A 21,820-nucleotide genomic window follows, 5' to 3' on the forward strand; every position below is an offset into this window, starting at 1 on the left:
GGACGGGCGCGCCGGCCCCACCGGCGCGCCCGTCCAGGCCCCGGCGGGGGCCGGCGGAGCTAGCGGCTCTCCAGCACGGCGGCGAGCTGGTCGACCGCCCAGACCAGGTCCTCCTCGGAGATCACGATCGGCGGCGCGAGCCGGATCGTGGACCCGTGGGTGTCCTTGGCGAGCACGCCACGCGCCATCAGCGCCTTGGAGACCTCGCGCCCGGTGCCGAGAGCCGGGTCGATGTCCACGCCCGCCCACAGCCCGCGCCCGCGCACCGCCACCACGCCCTTGCCGGCCAGCTCGCGCAGCCGCGTGTGCAGCACCTCGCCGAGCCGGGCGGCCCTGGCCTGGAACTCGCCGGTGTTCAGGATGTCGATGACGGCGATGCCGACCGCGCAGGCCAGCGGGTTGCCGCCGAACGTGGACCCGTGCTGGCCCGGCTTGATGACCCCGAGGACGTCCTCGTCCGCGGCGATGGCCGAGACCGGCACCACGCCGCCGCCGAGCGCCTTGCCCAGGATGTAGACGTCGGGGACGACGTTCTCGTGGTCGCAGGCGAACGTGCGACCGGTGCGCCCGAGGCCCGACTGGATCTCGTCGGCGATCATCAGCACGTTGTTCTCGGTGCAGATGCGCCGGACCTCGGTCAGGTAGCCGTCCGGCGGCACCAGCACGCCCGCCTCGCCCTGGATCGGCTCGACGAGGACGGCCACGGTGTTGTCGTCGATCGCCTCCCTGATCGCCTCGGCCGAGCCGTAGCGGACGATCCGGAACCCGGGCGTGTACGGCCCGAACCCGTCGTGCGCGTCGGGGTCGGTGGAGAAGCTGATGATCGTGGTGGTGCGGCCGTGGAAGTTGTCCTCCATCACGATGATGTTGGCCTGCTCCGGCGCGACGCCCTTGACCTCGTAACCCCACTTGCGGGCCACCTTGATCGCGGTCTCGACGGCCTCGGCGCCGGTGTTCATCGGCAGGATCATGTCCTTGCCGGTGAGGTCGCCGAGCCCGGCGCAGAACCGGGCGAACTGGTCGTGGTAGAAGGCCCGGCTGGTCAGCGTGAGGTTCTTCAGCTGCTCCTGGGCGGCCTCGATGATCTTCGGGTTGCCGTGGCCGAAGTTCAGTGACGAGTAGCCCGACAGGCAGTCGAGATAGCGCTTGCCCTCGACGTCGGTGACCCACGCGCCGTGCGCCTCGTGGATGACCACGGGCAGCGGATGGTAGTTGTGCGCGCTGCGGCGCTCGCTTACTTCGATCAGCTCTGCGCTGGTGCTCATGTTACTTCTCCCCCCTGATCTCCAGTGTGCAGCACTTGGGACCGCCGCCCGCCTTGCGCAGCTCCGACAGCTCGACCGGGATCACCTCGTAGCCGTGCCGCTTGAGCTCCAGCTGGAGCCCGGACGCCTCGGAGTTGATCACCACGTTCCTGCCGTCGCTGACCGCGTTGAGGCCGAGCACCTCGGCGTCCTCGGCGGTCGCGATCACCGCGTCCGGGAACATCGTGCGCAGCACCTCCTGGCTGCCCTTGGAGAAGGCGCCGGGGTAGTAGGCGACGTTGCGGCCGTCGAGCGGGAACAGCGCGGTGTCCAGGTGGTAGAAGCGCGGGTCGACCAGCTTCAGCGAGACGACCGGGCGGCCCAGGTACTCCTGCGCCTCCTGGTGGGCGACCACGTCGGTGCGGAAGCCGGTGCCGGCCAGGATGACGTCGTCGAGGGTGAGGAAGTCGCCCTCGCCCTCGTTGACGTAGGTGGGCTCCAGCGTCGGGTAGCCGCGCTCGACGAACCAGCGCAGGTAGGCCGGGCCCTCGGGGCCGCGCTCGGGGAAGGTGAAGCGGGCGCCGTAGACCCGGCCGCCGACGACCAGCGCGCCGTTGGCGGCGAACACCATGTCGGGCAGGCCCTCGATCGGGTCGATGAGGCTCACCTGGTGCCCGAGCTCCTCGTACGCCGACTTCAGCCCTTCCCACTGCCGGATCGCCACCTCACGGTCGGCGCCGGCCTCGGGGTCCATCCACGGGTTGATGGCGTACTCGACCGCGAAGTGGTCCGGGCGGCACATGAGGAAGTGTTTGGGCATGCAGGGCTCCGTCGTCATTGCAGGGGAAGTTCCCGTGTCGGGGGAGACGAGCACAGCCTAAGAATTGACGTTTGCGCAGGCCAAGCGGTGCACATTGCGCGTTGGCGCAGGTCTGTTGCGTCTATCGGCCGACGACGTGCGATCCGTTGCGCGACTCCGTCAGGGCGGCTCCCGGAGGGGTGTCGACCAGCCTCGACAGCACGATCGAGCTCTTGGTCCGCACCACGAAAGCCTGCGCCGCGATGCGCTCGATGACCCGCTCGACGTGCCGCACGTCCGTGGCCCTGATGTGCAGCAGCGCGTCGGCCTCGCCGGTGATCGTGGCCGCCGCCACCACCTCGGGGAACTTGGCCACCGCCAGGGCGATGTCCGACGGCTTGGTCTTGCCCTGGCAGAACAGCTCGACGTACGCCTCGGTGGTCCAGCCGAGCGCCTGGGGTGCCACCCGCGCGCTGAAGCCGGTGATCGCCCCGCTCTTCTGCAGCCGGTCGACCCGCCGCTTGACGGCCGACGCGCTCAGCCCCACCTGCTGGCCGATGTCCGCGTAGGTCGCGCGGGCGTCGTCGACGAGCGCCGCGATGATGTCACGATCGAGCCGGTCCAGTTCCACGGGCTCTGTATACCGCCTGGCCAGGCTGGCGCGCGACGAGCGCCGCGCGGGAGACTGGGCGTTCGGTCCACTGCCGGAGGATTGCCGCCACATGAACAGCGCACGTTTTCCCGAGGGTTTCGTCTGGGGGGTCTCGACGTCGGCCTTCCAGATCGAGGGCGGCACGGCCGCCGACGGCCGCGGGCCGTCCATTTGGGACGCCTTCGCCGGTGGCCCGGCCGACGCCTGCGACCATTACCACCGATATCGCGAGGACGTCTCGCTGATGAAAGACCTGGGAATGGCCGCGTACCGGTTCTCGGTGAGCTGGCCGCGCATTCTCCCGGACGGCTCCGGAAAGGTGAACGCGGCCGGTCTCGACTTTTACCAGCGGCTGGTCGACACCCTGCTGGAGGCGGGCATCACGCCTTTGGCCACCCTTTATCACTGGGATCTGCCGCAGGCGCTGCAGGAGCGCGGCGGATGGCCGTCCCGCGACACCGCCCGCTGTTTCGCGGACTACGCGGCGATCGTGGCCGAGCGCCTCGGCGACCGGGTCGGCACCTGGTTCACCGTCAACGAGCCGTGGGTGGCGGCCTTCGTCGGCCACGGCTCGGGGGTGCACGCGCCGGGCCGCCGGTCGGCCGCCGAGGCGTTCAGGAGCGCCCACCACCTGCTGCTCGCCCACGGGCTGGGCGCCCAGGCCCTGCGCGCCGCCGGGGCCGCCGAGGTGGGGGCCGTGCTCAACTTCTCGCCCGTGCTGACACCGGCCCAGGTCGGCGACTTCGACCGGCCGCTGTCGGAGGAGGACGCCGAGGCCGTGGCCAGGATCGACGCGCTCGTCCACCGGCAGTTCCTCGACCCGATGCTGCGCGGCGCCTACCCCGCCGACCTGCTGCCGGTCATCGAGGAGCACGCCGGGCTCGGGCACGTCCACGACGGCGACCTGGCCGACATCGCCCAGCCGCTCGACCTGCTCGGCGTCAACTACTACGCGCCCGCCGTCGTCCAGGCGCAGCCCGGCGAACCGGCCGACCCGGCTTATCCGGGAAGCGCGGGCGTGCTTTTCAGCACCATTCCCACGGCGGTCACCGCGATGGGCTGGCCGATCGTCCCGAACGCCCTTTCCGTGTTACTGCGGCGGCTCACCGGAGAATATCCCGGCCTCGAACTGATGATCACCGAGAATGGCGCGGACTTCGTCGACACGGTCACTCCCGACGGCATTCACGACGTCGACCGCGTGCATTTCATCGAGGAACACCTGCGGGCCCTGCGGACCGCCGTCGAGGAAGGCGCGAACGTCCGCGGATATCTCGCCTGGACGCTGCTCGACAATCTCGAATGGGCCGAGGGATACCGGCGCAAGTTCGGCCTCGTGCACGTCGACTTCGACACCCAGCGCAGGCGGCCCAAGGACAGCGCGCTGTGGTACCGCGACGTGATCAGGCGCAACGGCCTGACCGAGGCCCCGCCCAGGCGTCCCACGCTGGAGACCGTGGCTGCCCGCGCCCGCGTCTCCCGGGCCACGGTCTCCCGCGTCGTCAACGGCGAGGCGTCGGTCAGCCCCGAGGTGCGCTCCACGGTCCTCCAGGCCGTCAAGGAGCTCGGCTACGTGCCCAACGCCGCCGCCCGCAGCCTGGTGACCCGGCGCACCGACACCGTCGCGCTCGTGCTGTCGGCACCCAGGCACGCCGCCGACCCGATGGTCGCGGCCGTCGTCCAGTACGTGACGAGCCTGCTGGAGGGCGCGGGCAAGCAGATCACCCTCATGCTCGCCGACACCGCCGAGAGCCGGCGCCGCATCGTCCGGCACGCCGAGGCGCGGCTGGTGGACGGCGTCGTCCTGCTGCCGCCCGAGCGGGGCGACACCCTGGCCGAACGGCTCTCGCGCACCGGCGTGCCGCTCGTGCTGCTGGGCCGGCCGCCGGTCGCCTCGCTGGTGCCGTACGTGGACGCCGACAACGCCGCGGGCGCGGCGGTGGCCACCGAGCACCTGCTGGCCACCGGCCGCCGCCGTATCGGCATGATCTGCGGCCCGATGGACCTGGTCGTCACCCAGGACCGGCTCGCCGGCCACCGCGCGGCCCTCGACCGCGCCGGGCTGCGGCCCAGACTGGCGATCGGCGACCTGACCCGGGGTTCGGGCACGGCGGCGGCCGGGCAGCTCCTCGGCGACGCCCCCGACCTGGACGCGATCTTCGCGGCCGACGACCAGATGGCGATCGGCGCGCTGCTGGCCGCCCGCGCCACGGGCCGGCGGGTGCCCGACGACCTGGCGATCGTGGGCTTCGACGACGTCGACGCCGCCTCGGCCACCACCCCCGCCCTCACCACCGTCCGGGTGCCCGTCACCGAGCAGGCGCTGGCGCTGGCGCGGCTGCTGCTGTCCCGGCTGGAGGGCAGGAGCACCACGCCGGTCGTCCTGCCCACCCGGCTGGTGGTGCGGGAGTCGGCATAGACGGAAACCGCGCGGCTTAGCGAAACGGTCGCTTTCTCGGACTCGCTTGACAATTCCCGAAATGGCTATCTCCTCATCGGCGTATTTTTGGGATCAGGATATTCCGGAAAAGTCAACGGTGCTTTTCATTTGTCCCGTCCCCGGCGGGCGTGATAGTAAATCGAGCGTCAATTCTCGCCATTCCGGGAAGGACCACGCCATGAACGAGCCATCGGCCGACGTCGTCTGGAGCGTCGACCGTCGCTGCACCAACTGCGACACCGCCCGGCAGCTGGCCCCGGAGCTCATCGCCGAGGTCGCCGGCCGCTCCGTGGTCGTCCGCCGGCCGCGCACCGAGACGGAGGAGCGGGCGATGCACGCCGCGGCGTTCGCCTGCCACACCCGATCGATCCGGCGCGGCACGCGCGGACCGGACCCCGCGCTCGATCCCTTTCCGCTGCCGCTCGCGGAGCACGTGTACCTGTGCGGCCACAATTCGCCGCACACCGCCGGCGCGAACGCCTATCTGCTGCGCCGGCCCGCCGGCAACCTCATGATGATCGACACGCCGCGCTGGAGCGACTCCCTGGCCGCGCGGTACGCCGCGTACGGCCCGATCACCGACGTCCTGCTCACCCACCGCGACCACGCCGCGCACGGCCGCCGGTACGCCGACCGGTTCGGCGCCCGCCTGTGGATCCACGAGGGGGACCTGACCGCCGCCCCGGACGCCGACCGCGTTCTCCGGGGAGAAGAGCCGGTCGAGATCGCCGACGGCGTGACGGCCCACCCGCTGCCCGGGCACACCGAGGGCAGCGTGCTGTACGTCGCCGACGAGAGGTACTGCTTCAGCGGCGACAGCTTCTACTGGTCCAGGTCCGCCGGGGACCTCGCCGTTGCCGAGTCGGTCACCTGGTACTCCATCACCGTGCTGGCCGCGTCGCTGGCCCGTACGGCGGTGCGGATCCGCTTCGAATGGCTGCTGCCCGGCCACGGCGACCGCAGGCGGCTGCCCGCCGAGGAGTTCGCCCGCAGGATGCGCGACCTGGCCGGGCGTACCGCGGAACTCGGGCCCCGGCCGATCGACTTCTCCGCGCTACGCTGGTGAGCCGGATCCCGGCGGCGTGGACACCGCCTTCCGGCAGCTCTTCCCCACCACCTACGACCTGGTCGTGGAGCATCCCGAGGGCGAGGAGACCGGCGAGGACAAGGAGCCGCGGGGGCGGCTCTCCTAGATCCGGCGTTCGAACAGGCGGGGGAAGACCTTGGACACCTTCGACAGCAGGTACTCGCCGTAGGTGCCGGTGAAGTCGACCTGGCCGTCCCACCGCTCGCCGGCGGCGTAGGGGAGGGGCGGCACCACGCTGTCCCAGCCGGGGTCGAAGAAGAACGGGTAGCTCAGGCGCTCGTTGCCGCTGCGGTTGCGCACGCGGTGCGGCGTCGAGCGGTAGCGGCCGCCCGTGAGCTTGTCGAGCATGTCGCCGATGTTGCAGACGAACGTGCCGGGCAGCGGCGGCGCCTCGATCCAGCCGTCCGCCGTGCGGACCTGGAGGCCGCCGTTGGCGTCCTGGAGGAGGAGGGTGAGCAGGCCGTAGTCGGTGTGCTCGCCCACGCCCCAGGTCTCGTCGTCGTCCGGGGGCGCGGGCGGGTAGTGGAAGATCCGGAACAGCACGGTCGGGTCCGCTGTGTAGCCGGTGCGGAAGTAGCCTTCGTCCAGGCCCAGGCTGAGCGCGACCCCCGACATGACCGCCTGCGCGACCCCCGTCATCGTGTCCAGGTAGGCGAGCACGGCGGCCCGCAGCTCCGGCACCTGGACGGGGAACTGGTTGGGGCCGTGCAGCGGGAGCGGGCCGGGCGGCTGCTCGGCGCCGAAGTAGACGCCCTCCTTCAGGTCGGGCCGCCCCGAGGTCAGCTCGCCGCCCACCGGGAAGAAGCCGCGCCAGGCCGGGCCGCCGCGGTCCATCGAGATCTCGTCCTTGACCTCCTCGGGCAGCGCGAAGAAGCGCCTGGCGGCGGCGTCGAGCCGGTCGAGGAGCTCCTGCGGCACGCCGTGCCCGCGGACGTAGAAGAAGCCGCTGTCCCGGCAGGCCGCGCCGATCGCCGCGCCGACGGCCTGCCTGTCACCGCCTGTGGTGTCGCTGAGGAGCGGGGAGATGTCGATCACCGGCAATTCGCGCACCGTCCCATTGTTCCCCATCTCCCGCCAACACCACCGAAGCAGCCTCCGCCGTCCGCGGGCGGTCAGGTCGTCGAGAAGGTGAACCAGTTGACGTTGACGAAGTCGGCGGGCTGGCCGCTGCTGAAGGTCAGGTAGACGGTGTGCGTGCCGGTCACCCCGCTGATGTTGGCGGGGACCGTGCGCCAGCTCTGCCAGCCGCCGGTACCGGCCAGCGCGAAGTCGCCGATCGGCGGGGCGGACGGGCTGTCCAGCCGCACCTGCACCAGCCCGCTCACGCCGGCCGCCGCCCCCGACGCCACCCTGGCCTTGAACTGGCGGGCGGGCTCGGAGCCGAAGTTCACCCCGTCGTAGCGCAGCCAGTCGCCGCCCGCGATGGCGCCGACGTTCTGGCCGCCGCCGGTGTCGGTGGTGGCTTCGACGATGGTGCCCGACTGGGCCTGGTAGCGCTCGGCCTGGATGGTGGAGCGCGCGTCCACGCCGCCCGGGACGGTGGGGGTCGCCGTCGGGGTGGAGACCGTGCCGCTCTGCCAGACGGCCACGTAGTCCACCAGCAGCGGGTGTCCGGGGACGGTCGCCGCCGTCGGCGTGCCCGTGCCGGCCAGGGCGTTGGGGAACGCGCCGCCCATGGCCAGGTTGAGCAGCAGGAAGTAGCCGCCGTGTCCGGTCATGTCGGTCCAGGTGGTGGCGTCGAGCTGGTTCTGGCTCACGCTGTGGAACTGCTGGCCGTCGACGTACCAGCGGAGCTGGTTGGGGCTGGCGGCGCGGTCCCACTCGAAGCGGTAGGTGTGGAAGGCCGACTGGCAGGACGATCCGGGGCAGGCCCGGCTCGCGCCGAGGCCGGTCGTCTCGTTGCAGGGCCCGCCGGGGCTGACGCCGCAGTGGAGCACGCCCCACACGGAGTTGATGCCGTTGACGTTCTCCATGATGTCGAACTCGCCGATGCCCGGCCAGTTCCAGTAGTTCCCCCGGTACGGCGCCCCGAGCGCCCAGAACGCCGGCCAGTAGCCGAGCGCCGCCTGACCGGTCACGTTCGGCATCTGGATCCGGCCCTCGATCCGCAGGACGCGCCCGGCGGCCGGCTTGAAGTCGGCCCGCCGGGTCTCGATGCGGGCCGAGGTCCACTCGCCCGAGCCGCTGCGCAGGGGAGTGATGCGCAGGTTGCCGGAGCCGTCGAGGCTGACGTTGGAGGTGCTGGAGGTGTAGTTCTGGATCTCGCCGGTGCCCCAGTTGCCCGGCCCGCCGGGGTAGCCGTGCCCGGTGTCGATGATCCACTCGGCGGACGAGGGCGGTGTGCCCGCCGAGCCGTTGAAGTCGTCGGACCAGACCAGCGACCAGCCGGACGGCGTGGACGGCACGGACGCCGAGGCGCTGACGGCCACTTTGACGAGCAGGCCGGTGAGTGCCACGAGCACCACCGCCACGGCCACCAGGCGGCGCCTGTGCCGGATCTCTGTTGTCATCCCTGCTCCATGGGGGGTGGTGGAGTCGAGTGAGAGAGCGCTCTCTTGAGGCGACGTAAACACGCTGCTGACCGCGTGTCAATATGGGAGAGCGCTCTAGAGCAGGTCGACGGACGACGTCCCCGCGGCCTCGAACGCCGCCCGCCAGAAGCTCTCCAGCAGCGGGAACCGGTCGGGGTCGGACTTCTTCCCCCGCAGGAACCCGTGCACCACCACCGCGTACCCGGACAGGTCGGGCAGCAGCCGCGCGTCCCGCAGTTCCTCGATCTTCCGGCCGCGGGCGGCCTCGCTCAGGTCCAGCTTGCCGACGTCCAGGTCGCCGTGGTTGTTGACCAGGTCGCTGAACACGATGAGCCGGTGCTCCCTGTCCGGCTGCCGCAGCGCGCTGAGCTGCTTGACCGCGTACCGCAGGGCGCCCAGGACGTCCGAGCCCCGGCCCTCCTTCGGGCAGTCGAACAGCTCGACCGCCCGGGGCAGCACCTGTGTGATCCGGCGGGCCCTGACCCGGTCCTCGACCGCGAGGTCGTCGTCGGGGTTCTCGGTGCGGGTGGCGGCGATGGGCGCCGGATCCTCGCGGCACGTGCTGCTCTCCGAGCTGCCGGTCACCGCCGCGAAGCCGATCCAGTCGCAGCCCTTGGCGAACTTCGGCAGCTCGGAGTCGACGTCGTTCCTGGAGGTCACCGGGTCGGCGTAGCCCGTCGAGTCGACGACCGCGCCGCACACCGGGCCCGGATCCGTGCCGCACCCGCTCACCAGGCCCGCGACCAACGCCAGCACCATCACGGGGATCGCTGACGGGCCACCTCGGGCGCGTCGTGCGGAGGAGGGGTGCGCCTCCGCACGCCCGTCCGGCGGGCCCACTCGCCTGAACGGCGCCTCCGCGCACCCGTCCGGCGGGTTCCCTCGCCTGAACGGCCGCGACAAGAACGCCCTCCGCGTCTCCTGGCTCCGGCCGGACCGGACTCCGGCTCGAATGTCCGTAAATTTCAGACTAGTCCGTCATGTCCTTTCCGGTGGGGCGATCCAGCGCCCGCACGCGAGACGGCGGCCACCGGCACCCTGATCGGGAGCCCGTGACCGCCGTCGTGTCCGGAGGGGGAGGTGGCCGCTCAGCCCTTCTCCGCCTCGCCGGTGGCCTGCTCGAGCGCGTCCTCGGGCGAGGCCTCGAGGTCCTGCTCGGCGTCGGCCCCGGCCTGCGCGGAGGCCTTGTCCAGGCGCACCCAGCTCGTCACGCTCTCCACCGCGAACAGCACGAACAGGTACGCCGTCAGCACCGCGAGCACCGGCGTCAGCCAGCCCAGCGCCGCGCCGGCACCGATGATCAGCAGGCGCAGCTCCCAGCCGAGCCCCGCGTGGAACACCCACGCGGGCGGCCAGATGCTCTGCCGGGTGCGGTAGACGGTGTCGTAGGTGTGGTAGCCCACCACGTAGACCAGCACGAACAGCAGCCACTTCGGCGCGCCGGCGGCCAGGCCGATCGCGATCATGGCGAGGAACTCGGTGCCGCGCAGCAGCGGCGGGGTGAGCCAGTCGAAGCGGCCCAGGTGGTCGCGCGGCGCGGTCGGCAGCACGAGCAGCAGCGTGATGGCCACCGGCAGGAGCAGCATCGGCCCCTTGTTGGGCAGCCCGACGACGGTGACGGCGATGACGGCGAGCAGCGCCACGAGCGTGGCGGGCACGGGTGGCAGGCCCTTGCCCAGCTTGCCCGCGAGGGCGTGCACGAGCGGGCCGTCGTCGCGGTAGGCGAGCAGGCGGGCGGTCTGGATGCGGCGGCGTTCCTCGTCGGGGTCCGGCGTGGGGGTGGCCATGGCCTGCGGTTGAGTGATCATACGAGCGACCTCATGAGGCGTCCGGTGAGGGTGTAGGCGGCGGCGACGGAGCCCCAGATCACGAGGGTGAGGAAAGTGATCCGGGCGTCGAAGAGGGCGGCGGTGATCGCGATGGCCGCGAACCGCTCGCCGATGGGGAACACGATCATCTTCCGCGCCCAGTGGACCGCGCGGAACTTGCCCGCCCTGGTCCACATCTTGAGCACGCCGCGCAGGCCCTGGCTGCGCTCGACCTTGCGCCGCTCCAGCGCCCTGCGCAGGTCGCGGTCGTCGGGGGCGTCGAGCGGGAGGGTGGGGAGCTGCCCGGGCGGCTTGCGCCGGTTGGAGATGCCGAAGGAGAAGTCGAGCAGGTGGCGTACGGACTGGAGCCCGATGGCGGCCAGCGCCAGGATCCAGATGTCGTCGCCGTTGCCCGAGACGACCCAGCCGACGGCCAGGCCGGCGAAGACCACGTATTCCTTGAAGCGGTCGAAGGTGGCGTCGAGCCAGGCCCCCAGCACGCCGAACTTGCGGGCATACCGGGCCACCTGCCCGTCGACGCAGTCGAAGACGAAGGCGAAGTAGATCAGCAGGCCGCCGGCGACCATCCACGGCCGGTCGCCGGTGGCGAAGCAGGCGGCGGCGGCCACGCCGAGCAGGATCGAGATCAGCGTCACCTGGTTGGGCGTGAGCCCGCGCCGCGCCGCCCAGCGGGCGATGAAGCGCGAGTAGGTGGAGACGAAGTAGGTGGTGAAGAAGCCGTCGGCGCCCTTGACCGCGTTGTTGAGCCGGGCGCGGTCCTCGTTCATGCCGGCCATCTCGGCGCCGGCCTCGTTGACCTCCTCCGGCGTGCTCACCCGGCGGTAGAACAGGTCGCGGCGGCCGCGCACGCCGACCGACACGCCGTTGCGCACCAGGCCGAACACCACGAGCTGGACGAGGTCGTCGTCCGCGCCGAAGCGGTCGGCCATGAGGGCCAGCTCGCGGCAGGTCTGCGCGAGCACGGGGGCGTTGCGGGCGCTGATGTGCAGCGGGCCGAGCACCACCGCGTTGGGCCTGGTCACCGCGTGGTTGGCGGTGCCGACCGACACGACGCGCGACTTGCCGACCCGCGCGCGCACCGGCAGCCCCTCGAGACGGCCGTAGCCGATCTCCGGGTCGGCCTCGTCGATCGGTACGGTGTCCTCCTGCGCCTCCTCGGTCACCTCCAGCCGCGGCTCCTTGGCCACGAGCGCCAGCGCGCCGCGCTTGGCCTTGCTGATCTGGTAGATCAGCTCGTCGTGGAGGACCGAGTTCTGGGGGATGATGAAGAGGTTCTCCGTTGCCGAATCTGCGACGTCGGCCAGGGCACGCAGGGCGGCGGCCACGTCGCCGGTCTCGATCGTGGCGGGCCGCGGGTCATAGGAGACGAGCTGGCTGCGCAGCCGCTCGGCCACGGTGGGATTGCCGGGCAGCGCGGCCAGCCTCAGGCCGGTCGGAGAGGTGTCGGGGCCGGGCGAAGAGCCCAGCAGGACCACGCGGGTCATGACTCCCTTTCGAGGCAGTAGCGGGGGGTTGAACAACGGGTGATGCGGGGACAGACGTCAAAGTCTAGTGACGGCAGGGCAAACTCGCGTCACCAGAGCATGCCCGGAACATGCCGCGCGTGCGGCCGTAAGATGGGCAAGTGAGTCTCTACCGCGACGAAGGCGTCGTCCTGCGGACGCAGAAACTCGGTGAGGCCGATCGCATCGTCACCGTTCTGGCCAAGCGCACCGGCAAGATCCGGGCGGTGGCGAGGGGCGTGCGCCGCACCAAGTCACGCTTCGGCGCGCGGCTGGAGCCGTTCACGCATGTCGACCTCCAGCTCCACACCGGCCGCACGCTCGACGTGATCACCCAGGCGGAGACCATCAGGCCCTACGGCGAGGCGCTGGCCGTCGACTACCCCCGTTACACCGCGGGCAGCGCCATGCTGGAGACGGCCGACCGGCTGACCCACGGCGAGAAGGAGCCGGCGCTGCGGCAGTTCCTGCTGCTGGTCGGCGGCCTGCGCACGCTGTCCGAACGCGCCCACGAGGCCAGGCTGGTCCTCGACGCGTACTTCCTGCGCTCGCTGGCGGTGGCCGGTTACGCGCCCGCGCTGGAGGCGTGCGCCAAGTGCCAGGCCCCGGCGGTCAGGGCCTTCGCCATCGTCGCGGGCGGCGTGGTGTGCGGGGCGTGCCGTCCGGCGGGCTCGGCGGTGCCGGCGGGGGAGACGATCGGGCTCATGACGGCGCTGCTGCGCGGCGACTGGGCCACCGCCGACGCCTCGGAGTCGCGCCACCGCAGCGAGTGCAGCGGTCTGGTGGCCGCATATCTGCAATGGCATCTGGAACACGGAATACGCTCTCTGCGACACGTCGAAAGGGAGCATGCGTGAACGTCCGGCCTCCGACCCCTCATCCGTCCGGCGCGACCCCGCCGCCGATCCCGCGTGACCTCGTGCCCCGGCACGTCGCCATCGTGATGGACGGCAACGGCCGCTGGGCCAAGGCCCGCGGCCTGCCGCGCACCGAAGGGCACAAGGCGGGCGAGTCCTCGCTGTTCGACGTCATCGAGGGGGCCCTTGAGCTGGGCGTCCCCTACCTGAGCGCGTACGCCTTCTCCACGGAGAACTGGAAGCGCTCGCCCGACGAGGTGCGCTTCCTGATGGGCTTCAACCGCGACGTCATCAGGCGGCGGCGCGACGAGCTCAACGCCATGGGCGTGCGGGTGCGCTGGGCGGGCCGTCCTGGCCGGTTGTGGAAGAGCGTGATCTCCGAGCTGCAGAGCGCCGAGCAGATGACCGTCGGCAACAACAAGCTGACGTTGCAGTTCTGCGTCAACTACGGCGGCCAGGCCGAGATCGTCGACGCGGCGGTCAAGCTGGCGGCCGACATCGCGGCCGGGCGGGTCAAGCCGTCCAAGGTGAGCGAGAAGGTGTTCGCCCGCTACCTCGACGAGCCGGAGATCCCGCCGGTCGACCTGTTCCTGCGCTCCTCGGGCGAGCAGCGCTTCTCGAACTTCCTGCTGTGGCAGTCGGCCTACGCCGAGATGGTCTTCCTCGACCGGCTCTGGCCCGACTTCGACCGCCGCGACCTGTGGGCGGCGTGCGAGATCTACGCCAGGCGCGACCGCCGCTACGGTGGCGCGATCCCCAACGAGGTGACCGGCGCCTAGAGACATCCCGGGTTCACCCCCGCTGAGCTGCCGCGCTGGACAACGACTATACGCAGATATAGCGTCCTGCTCGTTCGGGTAGTCAACTGTACGAGCGAACAGTCACGAGGCAGATCATCATGAGCGACGCCATCTCGGTGGCCGCACTCGTCAAGGCGTACGGCCGGACCAGGGCCCTCGACGGGCTCGATCTGAGCGTGCGCACCGGCGAGGTGCACGGCTTCCTGGGCCCCAACGGCGCGGGCAAGAGCACGACGTTCCGGATCCTGCTCGGCCTCGCGCGGGCCGACGCGGGCAGTGTCCGGCTGCTCGGCGGCGACCCCTGGCGGGAGGCCGCCGGGCTCCACCGCCGCCTGGCGTACGTGCCGGGCGACGTCACACTGTGGCCCGACCTGTCCGGCGGCGAGGTGATCGACCTGCTGGGCCGGCTGCGTGGCGGTCTCGACCGCGGGCGCAGGAAGGACCTGCTCGACCGGTTCGGCCTCGATCCGCGCAAGAAGGGCCGGGCCTACTCCAAGGGCAACAGGCAGAAGGTCGCGCTGGTCGCGGCGCTCGCCTCCGACGCCGAGCTGCTGCTGCTCGACGAGCCGACCTCCGGGCTCGACCCGCTCATGGAGGAGACGTTCCGGGAGGTCGTCAGGGAGGAGCGGCGGCGCGGCGACCGTACCGTGCTGCTGTCCAGCCACGTCCTGTCGGAGGTCGAGGCGCTGTGCGACCGGGTCACGATCATCCGCGACGGCCGCGCGGTCGAGAGCGGCACCCTGGCGGCGCTGCGTCACCTGACCCGCACCACCGTGCACGCCGAGCTCGACCGGCCCGCCGAAGGGCTGGCCGGGCTCCCCGGCGTGCACGACCTGCGCGAGGAGGGCGGCCGGGTGCGCTTCGACGTGGACGCGGACGCGCTCGGCCCGGCGCTGCGCCGCCTGACCGCGGCGGGCGTGCGCACCCTGGACAGCCGCCCGCCCACGCTGGAGGAGCTGTTCCTGCGCCACTACGAGGGCGGCCGGCGGGCGGAGGCCGTGCGATGAGCGGCACCGGGACACTCGTCCGCCTGGCGCTGCGCCGCGAGCGCGCCATCGCCCCCTGGTGGTTCCTGCTGCTGGTGGCCATGAGCCTGGCCATGGTCGGCTACATCAACCGCAACATGGGCACCTACGAGCTGAAGCTCGCCTACACCGAGGTCGTCCGCCGCTACGCCTTCTTCCGGGCGCTCGGCGGCGGGGTCGTCGAGCCGCGCCTGGAGGTGCTGGCGACCTGGCGCAGCGGCGGCTTCCTCTACGTGATCAACGCGTTCGCCGCCCTGATGACCGTGATCAGGCACACCCGCAGGGAGGAGGACGCGGGCCGGACCGAGCTGGTCCGCGCGGGCGTGGTGAGCCGCCGGGCGCCGCTCGGCGCGGCCCTGCTGGTGGCCGGGGCGACCAGCCTGGCCGGCGGGGCGCTGACCGCCGCCGCCCTGCTCGCCGCCGGCCTCGAACCCGCCGGCACGCTCGCCTACGGCGCCGCCGTCGTGGTGGCGGGCTGGGTGTTCGCGGGCGTCGGCGCCGTCGCCGCGCAACTGGCGCGCGACGCCCGCACCGCCACGGTCATCGGCCTGTACGCGCTCGGCCTCGCCTACGTCCTGCGCTACGCCGCCGACGCGAGCGACCGGCCGTGGCTCAAGGCCCTGTCACCGCTCGGCTGGAGCCACCTCGTGGACGCCTACCGGGCCGACCGCTGGTGGCTGCTCGGCGTCTCCGTGCCGGCCGCGGGGGCGTTGTGCGCGCTGGCGTACGCGCTGCTCGGCCGCCGCGACCTCGGCTCGGGACTGCTGCCGGAACGGCCGGGCAAGGAGGAGGCCCCCCGGCTGCGCGGCCCGGTCGCCCTGGCCTGGCGGCTGCACCGCGGCCTGCTGCTGAAGTGGGCGGCGGGGACGGCGGCGTTCGCGGCGGTGGGCGGCGCGATGGGCCCGCAGGCCAAGGACGTGCTGGCCCGCCCGAGCATCGTGGTCACCAACATCACGACCCTGCTCGGCGTCCCCGCGGACGCCGCCCTCGACGGATACATGTGGTACTACCTGCTGATCCTCGCCTACTGCAGCGCGCTCTACCCGGTGCTCATGATCATGCGGCTGCGTGCGGAGGAGACCTCGGGCCGCGCCGCCCAGGTGCAGGCCACGCCCCTGACCCGGGTCCGCTGGGCGGCCGGGCACCTGGTGGTGGCCGCGCTCGGCACGGCCGTGCTGCCGGCGCTCGCCGCCCTCGTCTTCAGCGCCGTGTACGCAGCGCTCCTCGGCGACTTCGCCGGCACCGCGCCGCGCTTCCTGGCCGCCGCCCTGAGCCAGGCCCCGGCGGCGTGGTGCCTCGGCGCGGTCTGCCTGGCGGCCTACGGGCTGCTGCCCAGGGCGAGCGTGCCGCTGTGCTGGGCGGCCTGGATCCTGACCGCCCTGCTCGGCCAGGTCGTCGCCCCCTTCTACGGGGTGTGGGGCGGCACGCCGTTCGAGCCGTTCCACTACCTGCCGAACATCATGGCGGGGCAGGCGTTCGGCACGGTGCCGGAGCTGACGCTGCTCGCCTTGACGGCCGCGCTCACGGCCGGCGGGCTGCTGGCCCTGCGGCGGCGCGACGTCGGCTGAGGGACGTGGCGGCGCGGCGGTATCCGGAATTCTGGCACGAGGGTCAGGCTGAGAGCCGGTGAAGGCGGGTACAACCCGTTCCCCCACGATGAAGGAGGGCCGATGATCCCTGGTTGCGGCTCGTGCAACTGTTCCGACGTCTTCGCCACCGCCAAGCCGCCGTGGTGGCAGACGTCCAGCGAAGCACCCTGAACCACCCGCACCTGCCGCCCGTCCCCCGGTCATCGCGGGGACGGGCGGTTCGTGTGACCGGCCTGTGCGACCGGCCTGTGTGACCGCGAACGGTCAGGCGCGGCGGCGGGCCCGGTAGGCGGCGACGTGCATGCGGTTGCCGCAGGTGCGGCTGTCGCAGTAGACCCGCGAGCGGTTGCGGGACTCGTCGACGAACACGCGGTCGCAGTCGGGGGCCGAGCAGGTGCGCAGGCGCTCCATCTCGCCCTCCACCAGCAGGTGCGCCAGCGCCACGCCGCAGTCGGCGGCCACGTGCTCGGCCAGGGAGGCGTCGGTGGCGAAGTAGTGCACGTGCAGCGGATGGCCGTCGTGCTCGGTCAGCCTGGGCGTGATGCGCGTCTCGGCGAGCAGGGCGTTGAGCGTGCGCACGGCGCTCGCCACGTCGGAGGCCGTGAACACCCGGTGGAACGCCTCGCGCACCATGCGGACCTGGCCGAGGTCGCGGGCGGTCAGCCCGCCGATGCCGCTGATCTGCCGGGACTCCACGAACGCCTGCAGCTCGGCCAGGCTGGCCAGACCGTCGTCGCCGCCGGTGGACGGCGAGGTGTTGACCAGGTCGACAACGGTCGCCAAAGAATGCACCATGTCATGGCCAAACGGCATGTTGACTCCTGTCGGGGCCGGTTCTAGCGTGGTCGCAGCGTATCTCTCCCATGGGACTCCGGGGGTTTCCGTGAGTGCATATCGGCGTATCGTGCTGATCGCGATCGCCGGAGCACTGATCATCTCCACCTCCGCGCCCCTGGTGCGCCTGTCCGGGGTGTCGCCCGCGACGTCGGCGTTGTTCCGCTGCGCGTACGCGGTGCCGCCCATGTTGCTGCTCGCCTGGCTCGAACGGCGGAAGCTGGGGCCCCTGCCCTGGCGGAACGCGCTGCCGGCCTGGGCGGCGGGCGTGCTGTTCTCGCTCGACCTGCTGTTCTGGCACCAGTCGATCAAGCTGGTCGGCGCGGGCCTGGCGACCGTGCTGGGCAACCTCCAGGTGTTCATCGTGGCCTTCGCCGCCTGGGGCGTCTTCCGCGAGCGTCCGTCCAACCGGCTCATGGCGAGCACGCCGATCGTCTTCGGCGGGGTCGTGCTGATCTCCGGGGTGTTCGACGGCGCGGCGTACGGGCTCGACCCCGTCATGGGCGCCGCCACCGGGCTGGCGACCTCGGTCGTGTACGCCGCCTACCTGCTGCTCATGAAGGCCGGGCCGGGCCGGACGGCAGGGCCGCTGGCGCACGCGACCGTCGTGGCCACCGTGCTGATCGCCGCGCTCAGCCCGCTGTTCGGCGGGGCCGACCTGGCGCCGGAATGGCCGGCGCACGGGTGGCTGCTGCTGCTCGCGCTGGGGCCGCAGGTGGCCGGATGGCTGCTGATCACGTACTCGCTGCCCAGGCAGCCCGCGGCGCTCACGGCGCTGCTGCTGCTCGTGCAGCCGATGACCACGGTCGCCATCTCCACGCTCACGCTGGGGGAGCGGCCCTCCGCGCTGCAGCTCGCCGGGTGCGCCGCGGTCGTGCTCGGCGTGCTGTACGGCTCCCGCGGCCCTCAGCCCACGCGGGCCGGCGCCGAGCAGGACGAGCAGGTGCCGAAGACCTCGACCGTGTGAGTGATCTCGGTGAAGCCGTGGTCGCTGCCGACCGCCTCGGCCCAGCGCTCGACGGCCGGCCCGGCCACCTCGACCGTGTGCCCGCAGCGGCGGCAGACCAGGTGATGGTGATGGTCGTCGCTGGCGCACGCCCGGTAGACCGACTCGCCCTCGTCGGTGCGCAGCACGTCGACCTGGCCGCAGTCGGCCAGCGCCTGCAGCGCCCGGTAGACGGTGGTCAACCCGATCTTGGCGCCGTGCAGGCGCATCTCTGCATAGACGTCCTGGGCGCTGCGGAACCCCTCGCTGCGGCGAAGGGTGTCGTGCACGGCATCGCGCCTCGTCGTCATGCGACCTCCTCGACACGGACATGTGGTCGCCGGCTCACTGGGGACTCCTGGATACGGCCTCGCCGTACGAATTTACCGACAGCCAGGGCCAGGACGAAGCCGGCGAGGGCGAGAAGCACGATCGCCGCGCCCGGAGGCACCCGCGACGACATCGTCGAGGCCAGCAGACCGCCCACCGAGGCGAGTACGCCGAACAACATCGCCAGCCCCATCGTGGCCCGGAACCCCCTGGTGAGCTGCTGGCTCGTGGCCACCGGGATCACCATCAGGGCGCTGACCAGCAGCAGGCCGACCACGCGCATGGCGATGACCACGGTGAGCGCGGCGGTGACCGCGATCAGCAGGCTGAGGAAGCGCACCGGCAGGCCGCTGGCCTTGGCCATCTCCTCGTCCTGGCAGAGCACGAACAGCTCCCTGCCGAAGACGACGACCACGCCGATCACCGCCACGGCCAGCGCGCCGATGATCCAGATGTCCTCCCGCGTGACGCTGGCGATGGCGCCGAACAGGTAGGAGTTCAGCTTGGCGTTGCTGCCGCCGGGGGCGATGCCCATGAGCATGACGCCGCCCGCGATGCCGCCGTAGAACAGCAGGGCGAGCGCGACGTCGCCGCTGGTCCGGCCCCGGGCCCTGACCAGCTCGATCGCCACCGCGCCCAGCACCGAGACGATCACGGCCGTCAGCACCGGCGCCGTGCCGGTCAGGAAGCCCAGCGCCACGCCGGTCAGCGCGACGTGCCCGATGCCGTCGCCGAGCAGCGACAGCCTGCGCTGCACGATGAACGTGCCCACCGCGGGCGCGCACAGCCCCACCAGCAGCGCGGCGATCAGCGCGAGCTGGAAGAGGTTCTCCTGCAGAAGGTCGATCATCGCGGTTCTCCCTGCCAGCCGGTCAGCGGGCCGGCGGCCGGCTCCTCGGCGTGCGGATGCTGGTGCTCGTGTCCCGGCCTGGCGCACTCGCCCTCGGGCCGCGGCGGCTCGCCGTCGTGCGCGACGCGGCCCTCGCGGACCACGACGCCGCGGGTGATCAGCGGCTCCAGCGGGCCCAGCTCGTGGGCGACCAGGACGATCGTCTTGCCGTCGCGGACCAGGACCCCCAGCGTGTCGGCCAGGAGCCGCTGGGTCTCGGCGTCGACGCCCGCCGTGGGCTCGTCCATCACGTACGTGTCGGGCTCCCCGGCCAGGGCGCGGGCGATGAGCACGCGCTGCTGCTGGCCGCCCGAGAGCGACTGCACGGGGTCGCCGGCCCGGCCGGTCAGGTCGACCGCGTCCAGGGCGTGCGCGACCGCCGCCCGGTCGGCCGCGCTGGTCCTGCGCAGCCGGCTCTGCCTGGCGACGCGGCCCGAGGCCACGACCTCGCGGACGGTGGCGGGCACGCCGCCGCCGACCTGGAGGCGCTGGGGCACGTAGCCGATGCGCCACCACTCGCGGAACCTGGCGGGCGGGGAGCCGTACAGGAGGGTCTGGCCGCCGGACAGCGGGGTGAGGCCGAGCAGCGCGCGGACCAGGGTGGACTTGCCCGAGCCGTTGGCGCCCAGGAGGGCCACGACCTCGCCGGGGCACACGGTCAGGTCGACGCCGCGCAGGATCTGCCGGCCGTCGAAGCTGACCCGGCCGCCGGTCATCGCGAAGGCCGTCTCGCTCATGCCGCACACCCCAGAGCCGTCCGGAGGGTCTTGAGGTTGTCGCGCATGGCCGTCAGGTAGTCGCCGGCGGGCTTGCTCTCCAGCGGGTCGAGCACGGCCGTCTTCGCGCCGACCTCGCCGGCCAGCACCTCGGCCACCTTCGGGCTCACCAGGGACTCGGTGAAGATCGTGGTGGCGCCCTCGGACCTGGCCAGCGCGGCCACCTCCGACAGGCGCTTGGGCGACGGCTCGGTCTCGGGGTCGAGCGTGATGCCCACCTGCTTGAGCTTGTAGCGGTCGGCCAGGTAGCCGAAAGCCGCGTGCGCGGTGACCAGCGTCTTGCCGGCGCAGGCGGCCAGGCCCTCGGCGAACTCCTGGTCGAGGCCGCCCAGCACGCCCGCCGCCGTGGCGGCGCGGCCCTTGTACGCCTGCGCGTGGGCGGGATCGGCGGCGGCCAGGCGCTCGCCCAGCTTTCCGGCGACCGTGGCCAGCCGGGACGGGTCGAGCCAGATGTGCGGGTCGTAGGAGACGCCGTGCTCCTCCGCGTGCCCCTCCTCATCGGCGTGGCCGCCCGCCGGGATCGTCGTGACGGCGGCGGCGGCGTCGAAGGCGGTGTCGGCGGAGACGGCGTCGTCGACGGCCGGCTGCACGCCCTTGACGTAGACCGTGAGCGCGGCGTCCTGGAGCTTGGTCATCTGCTGGATGCCCAGCTCCAGGTCGTGCGGCTCGACGCCGGGCGCGGTCAGGACGGTCACGTTCGCGTCGGGCCCGGCCACCTGCTCCGTGAGCCACTGGAGCGGGTAGAAGGCGGCGATCACCTCGGGCCTGCCGCCCGCGGCGGTCTCGGTGCTCTCCGCCGCCCCGGCGCCGCAGGCGGACGTGGCCAGCAGGGCTGCTCCGGCGAGGAAGGTCAGGGCGCGCATTGGGGGCGTACGGGACATCACGCCCTCAAGTATGGAGAAAATGAAAATGATTGTCAAAATCTCCGGCGGGCCGGCCTAGAACGCCCCAAACCGGTCAGCGGCCAGGATCGCCAGGAAGACCAGCATCACGACCCGCAGCAGCCGCCCGCCGATGCCCAGCGACGGCCACGACAGGTACGCCAGCCACCCGACGAACGCCAGCACCAGCAGCGCCGCCACGCCGCCCAGCCAGTTGGCCAGCGCGAAGGCGGCCAGCAGCAGGATCACCAGCAGGGCGGGGGCCACCCACCTGGGCACCTGCGTGAACAGAAACGTCATCGGGACCGCGCTGCGCCGCTCGACGGCCTTGCGCGCGCCGCCCGCGCCCGGCGTGAAGAACTGCTCGCCCTGGGGCAGCGGGCGCTTGTTTTTGGAGGCCACGTCGAGAGCCTATGGGAGTTCGTGTGACAGCAGGGTGCGCACCTCTAGGCTGGGCTGGTGCTCGCCGTGATCCGATACACCGTGCCAGAGTCCCAGTCCCAGGACTTCCTCAAGCAGGGCCACACCATCCTCGACACCTTCGCCGCCCAGCCGGGTTACCACCGCGGGCGGCTGGCCCGTTCGGTCGACGAGCCCAACCTGTGGGCGCTGGTCAGCGAATGGGAGGGCGCGGGGTTCTACCGCAGGGCGCTGTCGGCCTCCAGGATGGTCATGTACCCGTTGATGATCCTCATGGTCAACGAACCCAGCGCGTACGAGGACGTGTACACGCAAGAGGGTGCGTAGCGTTACTCGCGCGCGAGACCGGG

General features: G+C 72.1%; 22 protein-coding genes. 8 read left to right on the plus strand and 14 right to left on the minus strand.

Annotation, left to right across the window (positions count from 1 at the left end; all coding sequences use genetic code 11):
- Positions 1-59: 59 nt before the first annotated feature.
- From rocD to ABZ444_RS26935, 3 genes are all read right to left on the minus strand, one after another.
- Complete coding sequence (gene rocD, locus ABZ444_RS26925; protein ID WP_358002308.1) at positions 60-1,265, minus strand: ornithine--oxo-acid transaminase; 1,206 nt, start codon at positions 1,263-1,265, stop codon at positions 60-62.
- Between the two features lies 1 nt (position 1,266).
- Positions 1,267-2,064 carry a dimethylargininase gene (ddaH, locus tag ABZ444_RS26930; protein ID WP_358002311.1) on the minus strand — a complete coding sequence of 266 codons (798 nt, stop codon included), beginning with the start codon at positions 2,062-2,064 and terminating at the stop codon, positions 1,267-1,269.
- A gap of 121 nt (positions 2,065-2,185) precedes the next feature.
- Positions 2,186-2,674, minus strand: coding sequence for an Lrp/AsnC family transcriptional regulator (locus ABZ444_RS26935; protein WP_358002314.1), 489 nt, complete (start codon positions 2,672-2,674; stop codon positions 2,186-2,188).
- Between the two features lie 91 nt (positions 2,675-2,765).
- Between ABZ444_RS26935 and ABZ444_RS26940 the strand changes: the two genes are divergently transcribed.
- Positions 2,766-5,114 (plus strand): GH1 family beta-glucosidase, encoded by a 2,349-nt coding sequence (locus tag ABZ444_RS26940; protein WP_358002317.1) that lies wholly within the window; start codon positions 2,766-2,768, stop codon positions 5,112-5,114.
- A 199-nt stretch (positions 5,115-5,313) separates the two neighbouring features.
- Positions 5,314-6,201, plus strand: a complete 888-nt coding sequence (locus tag ABZ444_RS26945) for an MBL fold metallo-hydrolase (protein ID WP_358002320.1) — start codon at positions 5,314-5,316, stop codon at positions 6,199-6,201.
- 123 nt (positions 6,202-6,324) lie between these two features.
- Here the strand turns inward: ABZ444_RS26945 and ABZ444_RS26950 are convergent, their stop codons facing one another.
- The 5 genes from ABZ444_RS26950 to ABZ444_RS26970 all read right to left on the minus strand — a co-directional run bounded on the left by ABZ444_RS26950 (position 6,325) and on the right by ABZ444_RS26970 (position 12,066).
- On the minus strand, positions 6,325-7,272 hold the full coding sequence (locus ABZ444_RS26950) for a 2-oxoglutarate and iron-dependent oxygenase domain-containing protein (RefSeq protein ID WP_358002323.1): 948 nt from the start codon (positions 7,270-7,272) through the stop codon (positions 6,325-6,327).
- Between the two features lie 62 nt (positions 7,273-7,334).
- Entirely contained in the window at positions 7,335-8,732 is a 1,398-nt protein-coding gene (locus ABZ444_RS26955) for a glycoside hydrolase family 16 protein (RefSeq protein WP_358002326.1), read from the minus strand.
- Positions 8,733-8,828: 96 nt separating this feature from the next.
- Complete coding sequence (locus ABZ444_RS26960) at positions 8,829-9,512, minus strand: hypothetical protein (protein ID WP_358002329.1); 684 nt, start codon at positions 9,510-9,512, stop codon at positions 8,829-8,831.
- 329 nt (positions 9,513-9,841) lie between these two features.
- On the minus strand, positions 9,842-10,561 hold the full coding sequence (locus ABZ444_RS26965; RefSeq protein ID WP_358002332.1) for a DUF5941 domain-containing protein: 720 nt from the start codon (positions 10,559-10,561) through the stop codon (positions 9,842-9,844).
- Positions 10,558-12,066 carry a CDP-alcohol phosphatidyltransferase family protein gene (locus ABZ444_RS26970; protein WP_358002335.1) on the minus strand — a complete coding sequence of 503 codons (1,509 nt, stop codon included), beginning with the start codon at positions 12,064-12,066 and terminating at the stop codon, positions 10,558-10,560. Before ABZ444_RS26970 ends, ABZ444_RS26965 begins: the two co-directional genes overlap by 4 nt.
- A 140-nt stretch (positions 12,067-12,206) precedes the next feature.
- Between ABZ444_RS26970 and recO the strand changes: the two genes are divergently transcribed.
- From recO to ABZ444_RS26990, 4 genes are all read left to right on the plus strand, one after another.
- Positions 12,207-12,941 carry a DNA repair protein RecO gene (gene recO, locus ABZ444_RS26975; protein WP_352352515.1) on the plus strand — a complete coding sequence of 245 codons (735 nt, stop codon included), beginning with the start codon at positions 12,207-12,209 and terminating at the stop codon, positions 12,939-12,941.
- A complete protein-coding gene (locus ABZ444_RS26980; protein ID WP_358002339.1) occupies positions 12,938-13,720 on the plus strand; it encodes an isoprenyl transferase in 783 nt (260 codons plus the stop codon). Before recO ends, ABZ444_RS26980 begins: the two co-directional genes overlap by 4 nt.
- 119 nt (positions 13,721-13,839) lie before the next feature.
- Positions 13,840-14,748 (plus strand): ABC transporter ATP-binding protein, encoded by a 909-nt coding sequence (locus ABZ444_RS26985; protein ID WP_358002342.1) that lies wholly within the window; start codon positions 13,840-13,842, stop codon positions 14,746-14,748.
- Entirely contained in the window at positions 14,745-16,334 is a 1,590-nt protein-coding gene (locus tag ABZ444_RS26990; protein WP_358002345.1) for a polyketide antibiotic transporter, read from the plus strand. Before ABZ444_RS26985 ends, ABZ444_RS26990 begins: the two co-directional genes overlap by 4 nt.
- 285 nt (positions 16,335-16,619) lie before the next feature.
- Here the strand turns inward: ABZ444_RS26990 and ABZ444_RS26995 are convergent, their stop codons facing one another.
- Complete coding sequence (locus ABZ444_RS26995) at positions 16,620-17,147, minus strand: CGNR zinc finger domain-containing protein (protein WP_358002569.1); 528 nt, start codon at positions 17,145-17,147, stop codon at positions 16,620-16,622.
- A 112-nt stretch (positions 17,148-17,259) separates the two neighbouring features.
- On the opposite strand from ABZ444_RS26995, the gene ABZ444_RS27000 reads away from it, so the two are divergent.
- The gene (locus tag ABZ444_RS27000; RefSeq protein WP_358002348.1) at positions 17,260-18,156 is read left to right on the plus strand and encodes a DMT family transporter; all 897 of its coding nucleotides are present in this window, start codon (positions 17,260-17,262) and stop codon (positions 18,154-18,156) included.
- Here the strand turns inward: ABZ444_RS27000 and ABZ444_RS27005 are convergent.
- The 5 genes from ABZ444_RS27005 to ABZ444_RS27025 are packed head-to-tail and all read right to left on the minus strand — an operon-like array spanning position 18,096 to position 21,452.
- A complete protein-coding gene (locus ABZ444_RS27005) occupies positions 18,096-18,485 on the minus strand; it encodes a transcriptional repressor (RefSeq protein ID WP_352323403.1) in 390 nt (129 codons plus the stop codon). The genes ABZ444_RS27000 and ABZ444_RS27005 overlap by 61 nt on opposite strands.
- Positions 18,482-19,354, minus strand: coding sequence for a metal ABC transporter permease (locus ABZ444_RS27010; RefSeq protein WP_357979386.1), 873 nt, complete (start codon positions 19,352-19,354; stop codon positions 18,482-18,484). The genes ABZ444_RS27005 and ABZ444_RS27010 overlap by 4 nt, the downstream gene beginning before the upstream one ends.
- The gene (locus ABZ444_RS27015; protein WP_358002351.1) at positions 19,351-20,130 is read right to left on the minus strand and encodes a metal ABC transporter ATP-binding protein; all 780 of its coding nucleotides are present in this window, start codon (positions 20,128-20,130) and stop codon (positions 19,351-19,353) included. The genes ABZ444_RS27010 and ABZ444_RS27015 overlap by 4 nt, the downstream gene beginning before the upstream one ends.
- The gene (locus ABZ444_RS27020) at positions 20,127-21,050 is read right to left on the minus strand and encodes a metal ABC transporter substrate-binding protein (protein WP_358002571.1); all 924 of its coding nucleotides are present in this window, start codon (positions 21,048-21,050) and stop codon (positions 20,127-20,129) included. Before ABZ444_RS27020 ends, ABZ444_RS27015 begins: the two co-directional genes overlap by 4 nt.
- A 57-nt stretch (positions 21,051-21,107) precedes the next feature.
- On the minus strand, positions 21,108-21,452 hold the full coding sequence (locus ABZ444_RS27025; RefSeq protein ID WP_358002354.1) for a DUF6703 family protein: 345 nt from the start codon (positions 21,450-21,452) through the stop codon (positions 21,108-21,110).
- Positions 21,453-21,509: 57 nt separating this feature from the next.
- Between ABZ444_RS27025 and ABZ444_RS27030 the strand changes: the two genes are divergently transcribed.
- Positions 21,510-21,797, plus strand: a complete 288-nt coding sequence (locus ABZ444_RS27030; protein ID WP_357979392.1) for an antibiotic biosynthesis monooxygenase — start codon at positions 21,510-21,512, stop codon at positions 21,795-21,797.
- Positions 21,798-21,820: the final 23 nt, after the last annotated feature.

Origin of the sequence: Nonomuraea sp. NPDC005730 (assembly GCF_040630865.1) — a bacterium.
GTDB lineage: Bacteria > Actinomycetota > Actinomycetes > Streptosporangiales > Streptosporangiaceae > Nonomuraea.

Excerpts from the sequence above, each read along its gene's own strand:
- rocD (WP_358002308.1), bottom strand. The coding sequence starts at position 1,265 with ATGAGCACCAGCGCAGAGCTGATCGAAGTAAGCGAGCGCCGCAGCGCG.
- ddaH (WP_358002311.1), bottom strand. The coding sequence starts at position 2,064 with ATGCCCAAACACTTCCTCATGTGCCGCCCGGACCACTTCGCGGTCGAG.
- ABZ444_RS26940 (WP_358002317.1), top strand. The coding sequence starts at position 2,766 with ATGAACAGCGCACGTTTTCCCGAGGGTTTCGTCTGGGGGGTCTCGACG.
- ABZ444_RS26945 (WP_358002320.1), top strand. The coding sequence starts at position 5,314 with ATGAACGAGCCATCGGCCGACGTCGTCTGGAGCGTCGACCGTCGCTGC.
- ABZ444_RS26955 (WP_358002326.1), bottom strand. The coding sequence starts at position 8,732 with ATGACAACAGAGATCCGGCACAGGCGCCGCCTGGTGGCCGTGGCGGTG.
- ABZ444_RS26960 (WP_358002329.1), bottom strand. The coding sequence starts at position 9,512 with ATGGTGCTGGCGTTGGTCGCGGGCCTGGTGAGCGGGTGCGGCACGGAT.
- ABZ444_RS26965 (WP_358002332.1), bottom strand. The coding sequence starts at position 10,561 with ATGATCACTCAACCGCAGGCCATGGCCACCCCCACGCCGGACCCCGAC.
- ABZ444_RS26970 (WP_358002335.1), bottom strand. The coding sequence starts at position 12,066 with ATGACCCGCGTGGTCCTGCTGGGCTCTTCGCCCGGCCCCGACACCTCT.
- ABZ444_RS26985 (WP_358002342.1), top strand. The coding sequence starts at position 13,840 with ATGAGCGACGCCATCTCGGTGGCCGCACTCGTCAAGGCGTACGGCCGG.
- ABZ444_RS26990 (WP_358002345.1), top strand. The coding sequence starts at position 14,745 with ATGAGCGGCACCGGGACACTCGTCCGCCTGGCGCTGCGCCGCGAGCGC.
- ABZ444_RS27005 (WP_352323403.1), bottom strand. The coding sequence starts at position 18,485 with ATGACGACGAGGCGCGATGCCGTGCACGACACCCTTCGCCGCAGCGAG.
- ABZ444_RS27010 (WP_357979386.1), bottom strand. The coding sequence starts at position 19,354 with ATGATCGACCTTCTGCAGGAGAACCTCTTCCAGCTCGCGCTGATCGCC.
- ABZ444_RS27015 (WP_358002351.1), bottom strand. The coding sequence starts at position 20,130 with ATGAGCGAGACGGCCTTCGCGATGACCGGCGGCCGGGTCAGCTTCGAC.
- ABZ444_RS27020 (WP_358002571.1), bottom strand. The coding sequence starts at position 21,050 with ATGTCCCGTACGCCCCCAATGCGCGCCCTGACCTTCCTCGCCGGAGCA.